The sequence below is a fragment of the Litorilinea aerophila genome (genome assembly GCF_006569185.2).
Lineage (GTDB): Bacteria > Chloroflexota > Anaerolineae > Caldilineales > Caldilineaceae > Litorilinea > Litorilinea aerophila.
Map to the genome: position 1 here is coordinate 1 of NZ_VIGC02000053.1, position 16,154 is coordinate 16,154.

At 64.9% G+C, this 16,154-nt stretch carries 13 protein-coding genes; 6 read left to right on the forward strand and 7 right to left on the reverse strand.

The window, feature by feature from the left end:
* Positions 1 to 368: 368 nt before the first annotated feature.
* The 3 genes from FKZ61_RS23080 to FKZ61_RS23090 all read right to left on the reverse strand — a co-directional run bounded on the left by FKZ61_RS23080 (position 369) and on the right by FKZ61_RS23090 (position 3,758).
* On the reverse strand, positions 369 to 1,427 hold the full coding sequence (locus tag FKZ61_RS23080; protein WP_141612524.1) for a BMP family protein: 1,059 nt from the start codon (positions 1,425 to 1,427) through the stop codon (positions 369 to 371).
* Positions 1,428 to 1,522: 95 nt separating this feature from the next.
* Positions 1,523 to 2,491, reverse strand: a complete 969-nt coding sequence (locus FKZ61_RS23085; RefSeq protein WP_141612525.1) for an aromatic ring-hydroxylating dioxygenase subunit alpha — start codon at positions 2,489 to 2,491, stop codon at positions 1,523 to 1,525.
* A gap of 295 nt (positions 2,492 to 2,786) precedes the next feature.
* On the reverse strand, positions 2,787 to 3,758 hold the full coding sequence (locus FKZ61_RS23090) for an aldo/keto reductase (protein WP_141612526.1): 972 nt from the start codon (positions 3,756 to 3,758) through the stop codon (positions 2,787 to 2,789).
* 383 nt (positions 3,759 to 4,141) lie between these two features.
* Between FKZ61_RS23090 and FKZ61_RS23095 the strand changes: the two genes are divergently transcribed.
* Positions 4,142 to 4,348, forward strand: a complete 207-nt coding sequence (locus FKZ61_RS23095) for a hypothetical protein (RefSeq protein ID WP_141612527.1) — start codon at positions 4,142 to 4,144, stop codon at positions 4,346 to 4,348.
* 283 nt (positions 4,349 to 4,631) lie between these two features.
* Here the strand turns inward: FKZ61_RS23095 and FKZ61_RS23100 are convergent, their stop codons facing one another.
* The 3 genes from FKZ61_RS23100 to FKZ61_RS23110 form a co-directional block, all read right to left on the reverse strand.
* The gene (locus FKZ61_RS23100; RefSeq protein ID WP_141612528.1) at positions 4,632 to 5,411 is read right to left on the reverse strand and encodes an SIMPL domain-containing protein; all 780 of its coding nucleotides are present in this window, start codon (positions 5,409 to 5,411) and stop codon (positions 4,632 to 4,634) included.
* Positions 5,412 to 5,663: 252 nt separating this feature from the next.
* Positions 5,664 to 7,043 carry a dihydropteroate synthase gene (gene folP / locus FKZ61_RS23105; RefSeq protein ID WP_170200220.1) on the reverse strand — a complete coding sequence of 460 codons (1,380 nt, stop codon included), beginning with the start codon at positions 7,041 to 7,043 and terminating at the stop codon, positions 5,664 to 5,666.
* Between the two features lie 218 nt (positions 7,044 to 7,261).
* Entirely contained in the window at positions 7,262 to 8,281 is a 1,020-nt protein-coding gene (locus tag FKZ61_RS23110; RefSeq protein ID WP_141612530.1) for an aldo/keto reductase, read from the reverse strand.
* A gap of 244 nt (positions 8,282 to 8,525) precedes the next feature.
* On the opposite strand from FKZ61_RS23110, the gene FKZ61_RS23115 reads away from it, so the two are divergent.
* The 5 genes from FKZ61_RS23115 to FKZ61_RS23135 all read left to right on the forward strand — a co-directional run bounded on the left by FKZ61_RS23115 (position 8,526) and on the right by FKZ61_RS23135 (position 15,547).
* Positions 8,526 to 9,221, forward strand: coding sequence for a rhomboid family intramembrane serine protease (locus FKZ61_RS23115; protein ID WP_141612531.1), 696 nt, complete (start codon positions 8,526 to 8,528; stop codon positions 9,219 to 9,221).
* A 35-nt stretch (positions 9,222 to 9,256) separates the two neighbouring features.
* Positions 9,257 to 10,093, forward strand: coding sequence for an SDH family Clp fold serine proteinase (locus tag FKZ61_RS23120; RefSeq protein ID WP_141612532.1), 837 nt, complete (start codon positions 9,257 to 9,259; stop codon positions 10,091 to 10,093).
* A 231-nt stretch (positions 10,094 to 10,324) separates the two neighbouring features.
* Positions 10,325 to 12,898 carry an ABC transporter substrate-binding protein gene (locus FKZ61_RS23125; protein WP_141612533.1) on the forward strand — a complete coding sequence of 858 codons (2,574 nt, stop codon included), beginning with the start codon at positions 10,325 to 10,327 and terminating at the stop codon, positions 12,896 to 12,898.
* Between the two features lie 142 nt (positions 12,899 to 13,040).
* A complete protein-coding gene (locus FKZ61_RS23130; protein WP_141612534.1) occupies positions 13,041 to 14,195 on the forward strand; it encodes an ABC transporter permease in 1,155 nt (384 codons plus the stop codon).
* Positions 14,192 to 15,547 carry an ABC transporter permease gene (locus tag FKZ61_RS23135; protein WP_141612535.1) on the forward strand — a complete coding sequence of 452 codons (1,356 nt, stop codon included), beginning with the start codon at positions 14,192 to 14,194 and terminating at the stop codon, positions 15,545 to 15,547. The genes FKZ61_RS23130 and FKZ61_RS23135 overlap by 4 nt, the downstream gene beginning before the upstream one ends.
* A 31-nt stretch (positions 15,548 to 15,578) precedes the next feature.
* Here the strand turns inward: FKZ61_RS23135 and FKZ61_RS23140 are convergent.
* Positions 15,579 to 16,154 (reverse strand): IS1634 family transposase (locus FKZ61_RS23140; RefSeq protein ID WP_211358707.1); only part of this gene is annotated, 576 nt, incomplete at its 5' end.

Sequence of the window (16,154 nt, forward strand, 5' to 3'; positions counted from 1 at the left end):
CCCTTCGTAGGCGCAGCTCGCAGCTGCGCACCCGCCGCCTCCCCTTCACCTGCCTGGGTGCGGCAAAACCGTGCGGCCAGAGACCGCACCTACGGCGCGGGATCCCGCCCCGATTGGGTGCCACGGATACGTAGGGCGGGTCTCCGGCCCGCCCTACGTGGCCCACTCTGCGGGGCACCGGCACCATCGGGCGGGCACGGGGGCCCACCCCTACAAGAATTCGGTACCTCCCGGATCCTGGCGACGCCGGGCGGGGCAGGCCACGCCCTTACAGGACCTGCCCCCCTTCGCAGGCGCAGCTCGCAGCTGCGCACCCGACGCCTCCCCTTCACCTGTCCGGGGCCAATCGGGGCGAAAATTTTTCGCCCCTACTCGGGAATGAAGGGCACTTCCAACTCGCCGGCGATGATGGCCTGGCGGGCGGCTTCCAGGGCCTCGGTGGCCTCTGCCGGCACCTGGTCAGCCAGGTTGGGGTTGATGACCACATCCAGCGCGCCTTCGGCCACGCCGAAGCGGTAGAACGGCCCGTTGAAGGTACCCGCGGCCGTCTCATCGGAGATGGCCTGGAAGATGGGGGTCATGTTCCAGACGATGCTGGAGAGCACCACGTCGGGCGCCAGCTCCGACATGTCGCCCACGTAGCCAGTGGCGTAGGCGCCGGCCTCCCGGGCCGCCTCGATGGAGCCCAGGGTGGGTCCTTCGCCGCAGCCCAGGAAGAAGTCTACCCCCGCGGTGTCCACCTGGGCCAGGGCGGCCTCCTTGGCCGCGGAGACGTCGCCCCAGTCGCCGACTGCGGTTACGGTCAGGGTGGCGTCCGGGTTGACCGTCTGGGCGCCGGCCAGCATGGCCTCACCCATGGCGTGGCAGACGGGGATGTCGAAGCCGTAGAGCGCGCCCAGGCTACCCGTCTGGGACAGGTAACCGGCCAGGATGCCCACCAGGTAGGAAGGCTCATAGAAGGGCTGGTCGTAGTCGGCCACGTTGGGCGCGGTGCGGTTGATGCCGCCGGCCCAGGCAAAGTTCACGTTGGGGTACTCTTCGGCCACCTCAAAGACGGCATCCTGGTAGCTGAAGCTATGGGCGATGATGATGTCGAAGCCCTCCTCCGCGTATTCCCGCATCACCCGGGCCACGTCCGCGTCGGCCACGGACTCGGAGTAGGCCGTGCGGGCGCCCTGTTCAGCCTGGACCTGGAGGGCGTTGTAGGCCGCCTCGGCCCAGGAGTTGTCGTCCTTGGGGCCGATGAGGACCAGGGCGATGCTGGGTGGGGACTCCACCCCCTGGGTGTCCGCCTGTTCGGTCTCCGTCTGGGCGGCCGCCTGCTCCTGGCCGGCTGGCTGGGCCGCGGGAGTGGCCATCTGAGCGCAGCCCACCAACAGCATCATCAACAACGCCGGGATTAACCACTGGATCGTCCGTGTGCGCATGGGTCTCTCCTTGGGATTCGTTTAACGAGATCGATGAATCAAACAAGATCGATGAATCAATAGAACAAACGATGACAGGGGATTGGAACATTGGGTCACGCGGTACCGAAGGACAGCCCCAGCTGGTTCAGCCAGGTGCGGTAGGCGATGGCCAGGCGGTCGGAGCGCAGGTGCAGCTCGGCCTGCAGGTCCAGGGGCAGGAGCTCGGGCCGCTGGGACTCCAGGATGGGGCGATCCTGGCTGAAGATGGTGTCCTGCCAGGATCGCAGCTCCTCCTCGGGGATGTCGTGGCCGTAGTTCATGGTCATCCACATCCAGGCCGTGCTCTCCGTGGCTGCGTGGGGGGTGATGGTCAGCAGGATGGAAAAGCGGGGGCCGGCGGACTCTTTCAGCAGGTAGGCGGTCAGCGGACGCAGGGCCTTGTACGTGTACGAGACCGTGTCGCCCTGGCCGGTGCCGTAGGGGTCCGGCTGGTAGACCTGCACCCCCTGGGCTACGACGCCCTCCGGTGTGACCTCGGCCCGATAGTCCGAGATCTCGGGGTGGGCCTTGTCGCCCAGGATCCCCTCGTGCACGAAGGGGAAGTGGGCGATGTCCAGAAAGTTTTCCACGATGCGGGGGCCGCTGGCGCGGACGGGATAGGGGCCGCACAAAATCTTGCGGAAGGAGGGGTCATCCCACTCCGGGAAGGGGGGCACATCCTGGCTGGGTTCACCCAGGCAGACCCAGATCAGGCCGTACTGCACCCGGGTGTGGTAGGGTTTGACCCGGGCCTTGGCCGGGGGAACCTGGTCCGGATGGGCCGGGATGTGGACGCAGCGGCCCCGGGCGTCGTAGGTCCAGCCGTGATAGGGGCAGGCCAGGGTGCCGTCCTCCACTTTGCCCAGCGAGAGACGGGTACCCCGGTGGATGCAGAGGTCCTGCCAGGCCAGGACCTGATCGCCGGCCTGCCACAGGACAATGTCTTCCTCCAGCAGGCGCACGCCCAACACCTGGCGCGCGCGCAGCGACTCCACCGTCGCTACAGGGTGCCAGTCGTTCAACAAAACGGCATCGTCGATCATGGATAGTCCCCCTGATTGGTTCGCGATGAACTGTCTGCGCCCAAGGTATAACACAGGCCGGGATCGATTTCAATTTTCAACTTGCACAGGAAACTTCTGGAGAAGTTCCACAGATGACTCCCCCGCCAAAAGGGCACCTTTTAACGCAAAGGCGCAAAAAGGCGCAAAGAAACGCAGGAGGGAGTAACCCGAATCAACGTTCACCTGATGTCAATCATCGGCCCCAGGCCGGTCACGGTTTCATGCAGAGCTACCGGAATCTGTGATTTATGCATTGGCGCCATCCGTGGATCCCTCACCCAAAGTTGCAACAGTCGTCCCAGTGGCGGATCAGGGGCTCCAACTCCTGCCAGAAGGCATCGGGGATGGGCACCTGGGCGGCCTGGGCGTTGGCCACGGCCTCGTGGGGGAAGCGGGCGCCGGGGATGGAAGCGGCGATCTGGGGATGGCGGGGAATCCACTGGAGGGCGGCCGCCAGCAGGGGGATCTGGTAGGCCTGGCAGAGCGCCTGGATCTTGCCCACATGGGCCTGGCAGGCCGGGCTGTAGTTGCGGTCGTAGTAGACGTTGCCCGGCTGGGGTCCGGTGGCCAGCAGCCCCCGTTCGATGGGGGTGGCGATCACCAGGCCCACGTTGTGTTTTTCCGCTGCGGGCAGGATGCGCCGGGCCGCGTACTGGTTGAGGAGGCTCCAGGCCCGGGGCACCACCGCTGCGTCGAACTCACCGGTCTCGATGTAGTCGGCGTTGGTGCGGGGGTCGTCGGCGGCAGTCCCCACAAAGTCGATGACCTTCTCGGCCTGGAGCCGCCGCAGCGCCCCCAGAGCCCGGTCCCGCCCCATCACCTCATCCATGGGCACGCCCATGGCATCGTGGATGTAGACCACCGACAGCCGGTCCAGGCCCAGGCGCTGCAAGCTGGCTTCCACACTCCGCAGCACGCCATCGTAGCTGTAGTCCTGGCCGTGGATGGTGCGGCCCACCTTGGTGATGACGATGCAACGGGCGGCCAGGTCCGGCCGTTCCCGCAAGGCTCGCCCGATGAGGCGCTCGCTGCGCCCGCCGCCGTAGAGGGCGGCCGTGTCTACCAGGGTGCAGCCTGCCTCCAGCGCGGCGTGGACCGTCTGTACGCCCAGCTCTTCGTCCACGCTGTCGGCCAGCTCCTCGTAGGGCACGTGGGCTGCCCGGATGGTGCGCATGCCCGTGAACGCGGTGCCCAGCCCCACGATGGAGACCGAAAGGCCGGTTCGCCCTAATTGCTTCTGTTTCATGCCACCCCTCCTGATTCCGATTGCCCGCCCGAACAAATGTGCGTTTGTGAAAATCCAATTTTCAAAAAACACAAATTTGTGCGCAAACTATTGACAACCCTGTGTGCCTGTGATATGCTGGCAGATGGAAGGTCCTGATCACAGCTCCCCACCTCTGCTCCTCCCAGCGGCCTGGATGAACGGCGATGACTTCCGATTCCTTATCTGTGTCATCTGTATCATCTGTGGATACAAAAAATGCAAAGATAATGAATCGGTATCGCCCGTGGTTTCTGCCCTACAATCTTACCACGCAGCAGAGAGGCCAGACCCGCCGACAACCCCACCTCGCCGGGCCTCTCCCGGTTCTGGTATCCGCCATCCAGTTCAGAACGGAGACCAAAATGAACCAAAACCACTACCCACCTGGAGATGGACCGCTGTATGGGCTCATCCGGTTCCTGGCCATCGTTGGTATTCTAACCATCTTTCTGCTGGGCGTCTACCTGGGTTTCCTGTGGGCCCAAAGCATACGCCCCATGGCAACGGGCACGGTGCTCCAGTCCGCCCCCGCAGGACTGGCGACGCCGGTGGTGGGAGAGGCGCGCTGACAACGGTCGGTCGAGGGGTCACCCGGCCACGGTGAGCCGGCGGCCCCCTCGGCCCCCTACAGACTCACACAAAAATACACACACAACACACACATCATCCACAAAGACCAGGGCGAGCTTGCCCCTCCGCACACCCACGGTTTTGTGTTCCTGGCAACAATCGCCCCCATGAAAACAGGGAGGTGGACTTCCCGGAGGAGTCCGCCTCCCTGTTGTTTGGACGCTATGATTGTTTGTACGCCGTTGTTTCGACGCTCTGATCCGGCGTGAATGCCGGCCCGCCTCACTGCGCGGCGTAGACTACCTGGAGCTGCATGATAAGCTCCAGCTCGCCCGGAGCGATGGGCGCACCGCCGCCGCCACCCAGGCCATAGGCAGCCCGTTCAGAGAAGTTGCTGGCGTAGTAGCCACCGCCGCTGCCGATAATCTCACTCACGCTGAGCACCTCGCCCACGGTCATGCCAGTGAGCTGGGCCAGATCCTCCGCCTTGGTGCGGGCATCCTCGATGGCCTTGGCCCGGGCTTCCGCCTCTACCACGCTGGGATCATCCAGGGCAAACTCCACGCCGAAGATGTTGTTGGCGCCCGCTTCGATGGCCGCGTCCAACAGGGTACCCACGTTGTCCAGGTTCCGAATGGTCACGTTCACATTATTGGTGACCCGGTAGCGCAGGTCATTCTCGGCCAGGGGGCCTTCGGGACCATAGCGCTCGGCGTAGACACTGAAGCCGGAAGTCTGGATGTCCTTCTCGGCCACGCCCTGTTCCTGCAGGGCGGCCAGGACCGCCTCGACGATGGCCTTGTTCTCGGCGCTGGCTTCCTTGACCGAAGGCTTCACCACCTCCACGCCGATGATGGCCCGGGCGATGTCCGGCTTGATGCTGACCTTGCCCTCGCCCACCACGGTGATGGTGCGCTGGGCGGCTGCAGCCTCCTGGGCGTGGACCGCGGACAGCTCAGACTGGGGCGCAAGGCCCAGGACAGCCACCAGGCCCAGGGCACTTACCAGGAAGAGCAGGGTGGCGGACAGGAAGACCAGGGTACGGTTGCGGAATGCATGCATGACAGCATTTCCTTTCTGGATGCTGGGCCCATCTCATCCCGACGCGCCGGCCAACTGTCGGACACCGGTGAACCCGCAGAGCTGCGCATTCGGGCCGGATGGGCAATTTTCAAACTGCGCTGTGATGGACCCGGGTTGGCCTGCGGCGAAGCCCAGGGGCTTCCGCCACAGCGGACCTGCAGGACCGGACCGGATGGTCACACGCATACAACGCAGCACCCATGCCCCATGTTCCGCCAATTTTTCCGCGGCTCACGACCACGCCTGCCAGGCCGCCGGCCGCACCACCGCGTCGGTCATGCGGGCGGCCCGGGCCACGGCCTGCACATCGTGCACCCGCAGGATGTCCGCGCCCCGGTCGATGGCCAGCACACAGGTGGCCAGGGTCCCTTCCAGCCGCTCCTCCGGGGGGACGTCCCCCAACACTTTGCCGATGAAGCTCTTGCGGGAAGGGCCGAAGAGCAGGGGATAGCCCCGTGCGGTCAGCTCGTCCAGCCGGCGGATCAGGGCCAGCTGCTGGCCCACCGTCTTGCCGAAGCCGATGCCCGGGTCCACGATGAGATGCCAGCGGGGGACACCCGCCCGCCGCGCCCGCGCCAGGATGGCATCCAGGTCGCTCCAGACGTCGGACGCCACGTCCTGATAGCGGTAGGCGGCTTCCATCTGGGCGGCCACCGGCCGGTAGGTGGGGTCGGGGTTGGGCATGCGGTTGTGCATCACCACCAGGGGGACGTTGGCCTGGGCGGCCACCGTGGCCATGGCGGGGTCCAGCAGGGTGCCCCACACGTCGTTAATCAGGCTGGCGCCCGCGCCCAGGGCCGCCTTCGCCACCGAAGCCCGGAAGGTGTCCACCGAGATGGGCACCGGGACCTCCCCGGCCAGGGCCTGGATCACGGGAATCACCCGGGCCAGTTCCTCCTCTTCGGAGATGACCGGATGCTGGGGGCGGGTGGACTGGCCGCCCACGTCCAGGCAGTGGGCCCCGGCATCCACGAAGTGGCGGGCCTGGGCCACGGCCCGGGCCACCGGATCGGGATCCTGGAGCAGGCCGTCGCCGGAGAAAGAATCCGGCGTGGCGTTGAGGATGCCCATGACGTAGGTCTTCTCGCCCCAGCGCCAGAGCTGCTCGCCCACGGGCGTGACCCTGTGCATGTCGGGGGGCGGCAGCGCCTGGAGCAGCTCCTGGACTGTGGCCTGGAGCCTGGGGTGGCGCAGGTCGGGCACCAGGTCGCACAGGGGGCGCAGGACAAAGTCCCGCTCGGCCAGGCGGGGATGGGGGAGGGTCAACTCCTCCTCGTCCAGGCAGAGGTCGTCGTAGAAGAGGATGTCCAGGTCGATGACCCGGGGGCCGAAGCGGACCGTTTCCGTGCGGCCCAGCCGGCGTTCCACCGACTTGAGCGCGGCCAGCAGCTCGGCCGGCGCAAGGTCGGTCCGGATGCGGCAGACGGCGTTGAGGAAATCGGGTTGGTCGGTGACGTAGGCCGGCGGCGTTTCATAGAGGAAAGAGGTATCCTCCACCACCGCGAAGGAAGCCATGGCCTGGAGGGCGGCGTGGAGGTGGGCAGCCCGTGGGCCCAGGTTGCTGCCCATGGCAATGTAGGCAGTGTGGGATTGGGTCTGGGATTGAACCATTGGCATATGGGTCGATGGGCCGGGAAATTCCGGATATGCGGATATCGGTAAGGCCGGCGAGATGATACAGGTGAAAACCCGAGCCATTTCCTGGCCTATGCCGCGAGGGGAAGCGGCGCCGCCCAGGACAGTCTGGCGTAAATATCACGGCAGAAATTCGGCGGCACTACATCTGGTGGATACCATCGGCGAATTTCTGCCGGAATTTACTGGAGAACTCACCCGGTCAAGGAGGGCATCTTCACCGCGCTGTTGCGGCGCTCCTCCATGTGCTTTTCCATGGACTGGGGGTAGCGTTCCGGCAGATAGGAGACGCTGTTGAGGTGCAGCAGGGGGTCGCCCTCCAGACGCCAGCCGGTGGCGCCGATGTTGTCCCGGAGTTGTTCCGCGGTGCGGGCCCCCACGATGGCTGAGGTGATGGCCGGCTGTTCCAGGACCCAGCGGATGGCCACCTGGGCCGGGGTGCGCCCCAACTCCTGGGCCACATCCAGCAGGACGCCCAGGGTCTCGTCCGCGTTGGGGGCGAAGTAGCGCTCCGGATAGGCCCACCCCTCCTCCGAGCGAGTCCCCGGCACCCGACGCTGGCCGGGCTTGTACTTGCCGGTCAGGAAGCCGCCGGCCAGGGGACTCCACACCACCACGCCCAGCCCTTTCAACTGACAGACGGGGATCAGCTCCTGTTCAATGTCTCGCACCACCAGGCTGTACTGGGGCTGGTAGCATTCGAAGCGGGCCAGATTCTTGAACTCGCTGATCCACAGGGCCTCCATCAGGCGCCACGCCTCGTAGTTGCTGCAGGCAATGTAGCGCACCTTGCCCTGATGCACCAGGTCATCCAGCGCGCGTAGCATCTCCTCCAGGGGAGTCTGGGTGTCCACGTGGTGGATGTAGTAGAGATCCACGTAGTCCATCTGGAGACGGCGCAGGCTGTCCTCGATGGCCTGCATGATGTGGACCCGGGACATGCCCGAGTCGTTGGGGCCTGGCCCCATGGGGTTGAAGAATTTGGTGGCTACGATGGCCTCTCGGCGGCGGCCCTTCAGAGCTTTCCCCAGCAGGATCTCCGACTGGCCGTTGCCGTAGGAATTGGCCGTGTCGAAAAAGTTGATCCCGGCGTCGAAGGCCAGGTCCACGATCCGTTTGGCCTCGGCTTCGTCGGTGCCGTGGCCAAAGGTCATGGTGCCCAGGCAGATTTCCGAGACCTTGAGGCCACTGCGCCCCATTCTGCGATACTCCATGATTCCTCCTTCCTGCTTGCCTGCTTGTGCATGCTTGAAAGCCGGATAGCGCCATTGTAGATCAGCGGAGAGGCCGGGGCAAGAATGGGCGCCCGTCGGGCGCCAGGGGCCAAATTTCCGACAGTTTGTCCAGAGTCCTTCTCCATGCTATATTTTGGGTTGCCAGGCAGGAGTGGCCCACCGGGCCTTCCACCTGGGACGGTTGTACGCTCCAACCCGATCCATCCATCTCCGGGGGATATCCATGCTACCACTGCAAGATACCATCCGTTCCCGTTCTGTCCCGTTGATGAACTGGACCCTGATCGCCCTGAACGTCTTTGCCTTCCTTTTCACCCTGTCTCTGGGGCGGCAGGCGGAGGCCCTGGTCACGGCATTGGGCGTGGTGCCGGCCCGCCTGCTGGGGCATCCCAACCTCTGGGAAGGCTTCACCCTGTTCACCTCCATGTTCCTCCACGGTGGCTGGGCCCATCTTTTCAGCAACATGTTGGCCCTCTACATCTTTGGGGACAACGTGGAAGACCGGATGGGCTCCGGCCGCTACCTGATCTTTTATCTGCTCTGTGGCCTGGTGGCCGCGGTGGTGCACATCCTGTTCAACCCCACCTCCACCGTCCCTACCATCGGGGCCAGCGGGGCCATCAGCGGGGTGCTGGGCGCCTACCTCCTCCTCTTTCCCCATTCCCGGGTGATCACCCTGGTGCCCATCTTTTTCCTCCCCTGGTTTGTGGAAATCCCCGCCGTCTTTTACCTGGGGGTCTGGTTCCTCTCCCAGCTCTTGAACGGCACCTTTGCCATCCTGGCCGGCGTCCAGGCCTTTGGCGGCGTGGCCTGGTGGGCCCACGTAGGTGGCTTTGTGGCCGGGCTGGTGCTGGTCAAGCCCTTCACCCTGCGCCGCTACGTCCGCCGGTACTACGTGGACGAATATTGGCCCTGGTAGCCCCAACCCATCAACGCTCGTGAGGAGGACAACCCATGGACTTTTTCTCGCTGTTGTGGATTTTTCTCATCATTTCATCCCTGCAGCCGGTCATCCGCCAGAAGATCCTGGAATCGAACCGGTTTCGCCTGCTGGCCAGGCTGGAGCAGAAGCGAAAAAGCCGGGTCATCGCCATGATCCACCGGCAGGAGACCCTCAGCCTGCTGGGCTTTCCCCTGGTCCGCTACATCGACATCCACGACTCGGAGGAGATTCTGCGGGCCATCAAGATGACCGACAACGACGTCCCCATCGACCTGATCCTGCACACGCCGGGCGGGCTGGTGCTGGCCGCGGAGCAGATCGCCCGGGCCCTGAAGAAGCACCCGGCCAAGGTGACGGTCTTCGTGCCCCACTACGCCATGTCCGGCGGCACCCTCATTGCCCTGGCTGCGGACGAGGTGGTGATGGACGAAAACGCGGTGCTGGGTCCGGTGGACCCCCAGTTGGGGCAGCAACCGGCAGCCTCCATCGTCAAGGTGCTGGAACAGAAGCCCCTGAGCGAGGTGGAAGATGAGACCATCATCCTGGCCGACGTGGCCCGCAAGGCCCTGGCCCAGGTGAAGGAGACCGTCATGGAGCTGCTGCAGGATCGGATGAGCCCGGAGCAGGCCGAGCAGCTGGCGGTCACCCTGTCCAGCGGCGTCTGGACCCACGACTACCCCATCACCGTGGACGAGGCCCGCAAGCTGGGGCTGCCCATCAGCACCGACATGCCCCAGGACATCTACCAGCTGATGGCCCTCTACCCCCAGAGCGCCCAGCGCCGGCCCTCGGTGGAATACATCCCGGTGCCCCGCTCCCGCCCGGCCGAGTCCAACCGGCGAAGGTGAGGGAGGGAAAACGCTGCGTCCTCCACGATGTATCTCTTGCAGTGGAAGCGCTGATTTTTACGGACATTGACAGCACAAATGCTTCGATGCTACCATTGAAGCACCCTTCTGAACGTTCATCGGCCCGGATGGCTGCCCAGGCAAATTTCACCCCAAAGCCGGTCAGCCATCCGGATGTGAAACGTCGGCAGAACATGACGGCTTTATCCCCAGCATGGACAGGAGGTGCCTATGCAGAAACGGACGCACGCGCGATGGGTGATGCTGGCCTGGGTGGGCATACTGGCCCTGCTTCTTGCAGCCTGCCAGCAGCCGCCGGCCACAGCGACCCCGGCGCCAGAGCAAGCAACCCCCGCAGCCGAGGAACAGGCGGCCCCAGAGGCCACACCTGCCCAGGCAGCAGAAGAGGCCGCGCCCGAACCGGCCACCAGCCGCACCGGCGCCTGGGTAGACCAGGTGATCTTCACCAACGTGGAGCAGGCTGACGCAGCCGTGGCCCAGCTCCAGGCTGGCGACCTGGATATCTACGCCTACACCATCAGTGATCCGGCCCTCTTCGAGCGAGTACAGGGAGACGCCAACCTGGCCTATTCCACCTCGTTCGGCTCCTACACCGAGCTCACCTTTAACCCCGCCGAGTTCAACGACGGGCGGCTGAACCCCTTCAGCAACCCCAAGATCCGGGAAGCCATGAACTGGCTCATCGACCGGGATTACATCGTGCAGGAAATCTACGGCGGCCTGGCGGTGGCCAAATTCCTGCCCATCACGTCGGCTTTCCCGGACTATGCCCGCTACGTGGACAAGGTACGGGAACTGGAAGCCCGCTACGCCTATAATCCAGATCGCGCCAACGAAGTCATCACCACCGAGATGGAGGCCATGGGCGCCGAGCTGGTGGATGGGGTCTGGCAGTACAACGGCGAGCCCCTGAACCTGATCTTTGTCATCCGCACCGAGGATGAGCGCCGCATCATCGGCGACTATGTGGCCAACCAGCTGGAGAGCGTGGGCTTCCAGGTGGATCGCCAGTACAAGAACCGCACCGAGGCCTCGGCCCTCTGGATCCAGACGGACCCCGCGGAGGGGCAGTGGCATATTTACACCGGCGGCTGGATCACCACGGCCGTGGACCGGGATCAGGGCGATAATTTCAGCTTCTTCTACACCCCGCGCGGCCTGGGTGTCTCCCTGTGGCAGGCCTATACGCCCACCGAAGAGTTCGACCAGGTCTCCCTGCGGCTGGAGAACAACGACTTCTCCACCATGGAGGAACGGGCAGAGCTCTTCCGCCGGGCCATGGAGCTGGCGTTGCAGGATTCCGTGCGGGTCTGGATTACCGATGCCACCAGCTTCACCCCCCGCGTTGCGAACCTGAGCGTGGCCTATGACCTGGCCGGCGGCGTGGCGGGCTCCTCCCTGTGGCCCTACACCCTGCGCTTCGAAGGCCAGGAAGGGGGCACCGTCCGCTGGGCCCAGCCAGGTGTCCTGATCGAACCCTGGAACCCCATCGCTGGCTCCAACTGGATCTACGACACCACCGTACAGCGGGCCACAGGCGAATTCGGCGTCAATTCGGACCCCTACACCGGCCTGGCCCGTCCCAACCGCATCGAGCGGGCCGAGGTCCTGGCCAAAGAAGGCCTGCCCATGGACAAGACCCTGGACTGGGTCGACCTCCAGTTCGTGGATGAAATCCCCGTGCCCGAGGATGCCTGGGTAGACTGGGACGCCGCCGAACAGCGCTTCATCACCGCGGCGGAAAAGTTCCCCGAGGGCACCACCGCCAACACCAAGGTCACCGTCTACTACCCGCCGGACCTCTATGACACGGTCCAGTGGCAGGATGGCAGCCCCTTCTCCATAGCCGATGTGGTCCTGGGCATGATCATGGGCTTTGACCGGGGCAAGGAGGAGAGCGCCATCTTCGACGAGTCGGCCAAGCCCAGCCTGGACTCCTTCCTCTCCCACTTCAAGGGTGTGCGCATCGTCTCCACCGACCCGCTGATCATCGAGACCTACGACGACGCCTACTCCCTGGATGCCGAGAACAACGTCACCACCTGGTGGCCCTACTACGCCCAGGGGCAGGCCAGCTGGCACGCCCTGGCCATGGGCATCCTGGCCGAGCAGAACCAGGAGCTGGCTTTCTCCCAGGACAAGGCCGACAGCCTGGAGGTGGAGTGGATGAGCTACGTGGCCGGCCCCAGCCTGGAGATCCTGAAGAAGTACCTGGATCAGGCCAGCGCCGAGGGCTACATCCCCTACGCCAGCGTCCTGGGTGACTATGTCAGCGCCGACGAGGTAGCTACCCGCTACCAGAACCTGGCCAGCTTCTACGAAGAGTATGGCCACTTCTGGGTGGGCACCGGCCCCTTCATCCTGGAGACCGTCTCCCCGGTGGAGAGCTCCCTGAGCCTGGCCCGCAATCCCAACTACCCCGACCCGGCCACCAAGTGGGCCGGCTTCGGCGAACCTAAGATTGCGGAAGCCGAGGTCGACGGTCCTGGCCAGGTGGTGGCCGGCACCGAGGCCGTCTTTGACGTCTATGTCACCTTCCAGGGCGAGCCCTACGCGGCCGACGAGATCAGCGCGGTCAAGTACCTGGTCTTCGACGCCACGGGCAACCTGGTGGCCACGGGCGATGCGGAGATGGTGGCCGACGGCGAATATATGGTCACCCTCTCGGCCGATGACACCGGCCAGATGGAGCCCGGCGCGGCCAAGATCGAGGTGGCGGTCTCGCCTCTGGCCGTGAGTGTGCCCACCTTCGCCGACCTGGAATTCGTGGTGGTGGCTCCGTAACCTGGAGCCATGGTGACCCGGGCGGGCGGCCCCCCACCTCCCGCCCCCTGGTCTGTACAGTCCGAACACCGGTCGGAGTCTGGCGTGGGATTCCTGCAGCAGGCTCCGGCCGGTGGTGTCTTCAGCCTCCATACTGGATACCATGGCCAAAAGCGCCCTGACCCTGGATCAAATTCCGGAAACGCCCCCGGCAGAGACAGCCCCTGCCAGCCGTGGCAGCACCCTGGCCCGGGTGGGCAAGTACACCCTGGTCCGTGGCATCACCCTGTTCATCACCGTGGTGATCGGCGTCTACCTGACCGTCCTGATTGCCAACATGGGCGGCTATGTGGACAACATCCGCCGGGGGGAGATCCAGGAGTCGGTCTCCTTCCAGGTGATGAATGACCCCGCGCTGCGTACGCTGACCGTAGAAGAGAAGCGGGCCCTCATCGCGGAGCGCATCCGCCTGGAGGAGAAACGGCTGGGGCTGGACCAGCCCTTCCTGGTGCGCAGCTTCCGCTTCCTGCGCAACGCCTTGACGCTGCAGCTGGGCCGGGCCCAGCGCATGACCAGCGACAGCGGCTCCCGGCAGGTGCGGCTCATCATCCTGGAGCGGCTGCCGCCCACCCTCTTGCTCTTCGGCACCTCCAACCTGCTGCTCTTCTTCCTGAGCCTGGGCATTGCCCTGGGCTTTGCCCGCCGCTACGGCAGCCTCATGGACCGCATCTTTGTGGCCCTGTCCCCCACCTCGGCGGCACCCGGCTGGTTCTACGGCATCTTCCTCATCCTGATCTTTGCCGGCCTGCTCCACTGGCTACCCTTTGGCGGCATGGTGGCGGCGCCGCCGCCCAAATCCCCCATCGCCTACGCCCTCAGCCTGGCCCGCCACATGGTCCTGCCCATTGCCGCCTTGCTCCTCAGCTCCATCTTCATCAGCGTCTACAGCTGGCGGACCTTCTTCCTCATCTACGCCAGCGAAGACTACGTGGAGATGGCCCGGGCCAAGGGGCTGCCGGACCGGCTGGTGGAGCGGCGCTACATCCTGCGGCCCACCCTGCCCACCATCATCACCAGCTTCGCCCTCACCCTCATCGGCCTGTGGACCGGCGCCCCCATCTTTGAGACGGTCTTCAACTGGCCGGGCCTGGGGCGTACCCTCTTCCAGGCGGTGGGCCTCTTCGACACGGCCGTCATCGTGGGTTCCACGGTGATCTTTGCCTACCTGCTGGCCATCACCGTCTTCCTGTTGGACATCATCTACGCCCTGGTGGATCCCCGGGTGCGGGTCGGTGCCGGAGGAGGAAACGGCCGATGAACATGCTGCTGAACAACCTGCGGGAGCTCCGCAACTACCCGTCGGCCATGGCGGGCATCCTGGTGGTGCTGGCCCTGGTGGCCTTTTCCATCTACACCCTGGTCACCATCCCCTACGACGAAGCTGTCACCCTGTGGCGGGGCGGCGAGAACATCTGGTACCGCCTGCCCCGCAACGCGCCGCCGGCCTGGATCAACGTCTTCCGCCGCCAGAAGCTGCCGGAGAGCATCATCCTGAACTCGGCCCAGGGAGAGGCAGAAAAGTCGACGGAAGCCATGTCCCAGGGCCAGCAGATGGTCAACCTGACCTTTACCTTCGACTTCCAGGCCGACGCCTTCCCCGATGCCCTGGCCCTCTACTTTCAGCCCACCTATCGGGAAAAAAGCCCCTTCGTCTCCGCCATCTGGACCACGCCAGATGGCCGGGAGATCCGCATCGGCGATTTCGCCGTCTCCACGGGCACCGTCTTCCGCTTTGAGCAGGACGATCGCCTGCGTCGGCGGCTGAGCCGGGAGGTGGGCGACTACCCGGCCCACGTGGCCCTCTTCATGCAGCCCGACGTGGAACCGCCCACGCCCCTGAAAGGCACCTACACCCTCCACCTGAGCGCCGTGACCTTTGAGGAGGGATCGGACCTGGAGGCGGAGTTCATCGCCTACGGCAAGGTCTACGGCATCGCCGGCACCGACCACCTGCGCCGGGATCTCCGCATTGCCCTCATGTGGGGGGCGCCGGTGGCCCTGGCCTTCGGCCTGCTGGCCGCCCTGGGCACCACCCTGACCACCATGGTCATCGCTGCGTTCGGCGTCTGGTTCGGCAGTTGGGTGGATGACCTGATCCAGCGGGTCACGGAAGTGAACCTGATGTTGCCCCTGTTGCCCATCCTCATTATGGTGGGCACCTTCTATTCCCGCAGCATCTGGCTGTTGTTGGGGGTGACCATCCTGCTGAGCATCTTCGGCGGCGGCATCAAGACCTATCGGGCCATCTTCCTCCAGATCCGGGAATCCCCCTACATCGAGGCGGCCCAGGCCTATGGAGCCGGCGACATCCGCATCGTGTTCCACTACCTGGTCCCGCGCATCATTCCCGTCCTGATCCCCCAACTGGTCACCCTCATCCCGTCGTACGTCTTCCTGGAGGCGTCCCTGGCCGTGCTGGGCCTGGGCGATCCCCTGCTGCCCACCTGGGGGAAAGTGATCCAGGACGCCCAGAGCAACGGCGCCCTGTACAAGGGGCTCTACTACTGGGTGCTGGAGCCGGCCGGCCTGCTGATGGTCACCGGCCTGGGCTTTGCCATGGTGGGCTTTGCCCTGGACCGGGTCTTTAATCCCCGGCTGCGGGAGTTGTGAGGCGAAGGTTAAACCTATGGTTCGCTCATTTTTAGGATGGTTTGGCGGAATCGGCGCAGAGCCTGGCGTAGATCTCTGTCGAGAAGTCCAACAAGGCGAGGATGCGCTGTTGCACCTCAGACAGAGGGGTCAGATAACGATGGATTCGATGAGGCTCCTGAATCACCGTCAGGGTGATCTCCCGAAAAGCCTCCAGGAGACGCTCCGCCGTCGGCCGCGCTGTGGCTCGTGTGGGATTGCCGGCATACAACCCGGCCAGTTTCTCTCCTGTCGCCGCCAGGTTGCGGCGGACGACGAATTCCAGCAGCGTCAGCACGCGCAGGCCGATGGCCAGCAGCCGGATCAGGCCGGTGACTCGATCATCCCGTTGGAGATACATGGGAGTCAACGAGAGCGGCCGCCCCTTCAGACGCCCCATGCCCCGTTCAATGACGTACTGCTCCCGGTAGGCCAGCACGGCCTGCTGCAGGGAAAGCAGTCCCGCCGGGGCATTGGTGGCATAGACCCGCCAGCCCAGCCGAGCAAGGGCCTTCTGCAGCGCCGCTTCGTCTACTTCCACCGTCACCCGGACTTCCCGCTCCTGGCGAACGGTTGCCGGCCTGCTTCG

What these genes read in the sequence shown, in the direction of transcription:
- FKZ61_RS23125 (WP_141612533.1), top strand. Translation starts at nt 10,325, where the DNA reads ATGCAGAAACGGACGCACGCGCGATGGGTGATGCTGGCCTGGGTGGGC.
- FKZ61_RS23135 (WP_141612535.1), top strand. Translation starts at nt 14,192, where the DNA reads ATGAACATGCTGCTGAACAACCTGCGGGAGCTCCGCAACTACCCGTCG.
- FKZ61_RS23100 (WP_141612528.1), bottom strand. Translation starts at nt 5,411, where the DNA reads ATGCATGCATTCCGCAACCGTACCCTGGTCTTCCTGTCCGCCACCCTG.
- FKZ61_RS23130 (WP_141612534.1), top strand. Translation starts at nt 13,041, where the DNA reads ATGGCCAAAAGCGCCCTGACCCTGGATCAAATTCCGGAAACGCCCCCG.
- FKZ61_RS23120 (WP_141612532.1), top strand. Translation starts at nt 9,257, where the DNA reads ATGGACTTTTTCTCGCTGTTGTGGATTTTTCTCATCATTTCATCCCTG.
- FKZ61_RS23110 (WP_141612530.1), bottom strand. Translation starts at nt 8,281, where the DNA reads ATGGAGTATCGCAGAATGGGGCGCAGTGGCCTCAAGGTCTCGGAAATC.
- folP (WP_170200220.1), bottom strand. Translation starts at nt 7,043, where the DNA reads ATGGTTCAATCCCAGACCCAATCCCACACTGCCTACATTGCCATGGGC.
- FKZ61_RS23115 (WP_141612531.1), top strand. Translation starts at nt 8,526, where the DNA reads ATGCTACCACTGCAAGATACCATCCGTTCCCGTTCTGTCCCGTTGATG.
- FKZ61_RS23085 (WP_141612525.1), bottom strand. Translation starts at nt 2,491, where the DNA reads ATGATCGACGATGCCGTTTTGTTGAACGACTGGCACCCTGTAGCGACG.
- FKZ61_RS23080 (WP_141612524.1), bottom strand. Translation starts at nt 1,427, where the DNA reads ATGCGCACACGGACGATCCAGTGGTTAATCCCGGCGTTGTTGATGATG.
- FKZ61_RS23095 (WP_141612527.1), top strand. Translation starts at nt 4,142, where the DNA reads ATGAACCAAAACCACTACCCACCTGGAGATGGACCGCTGTATGGGCTC.
- FKZ61_RS23090 (WP_141612526.1), bottom strand. Translation starts at nt 3,758, where the DNA reads ATGAAACAGAAGCAATTAGGGCGAACCGGCCTTTCGGTCTCCATCGTG.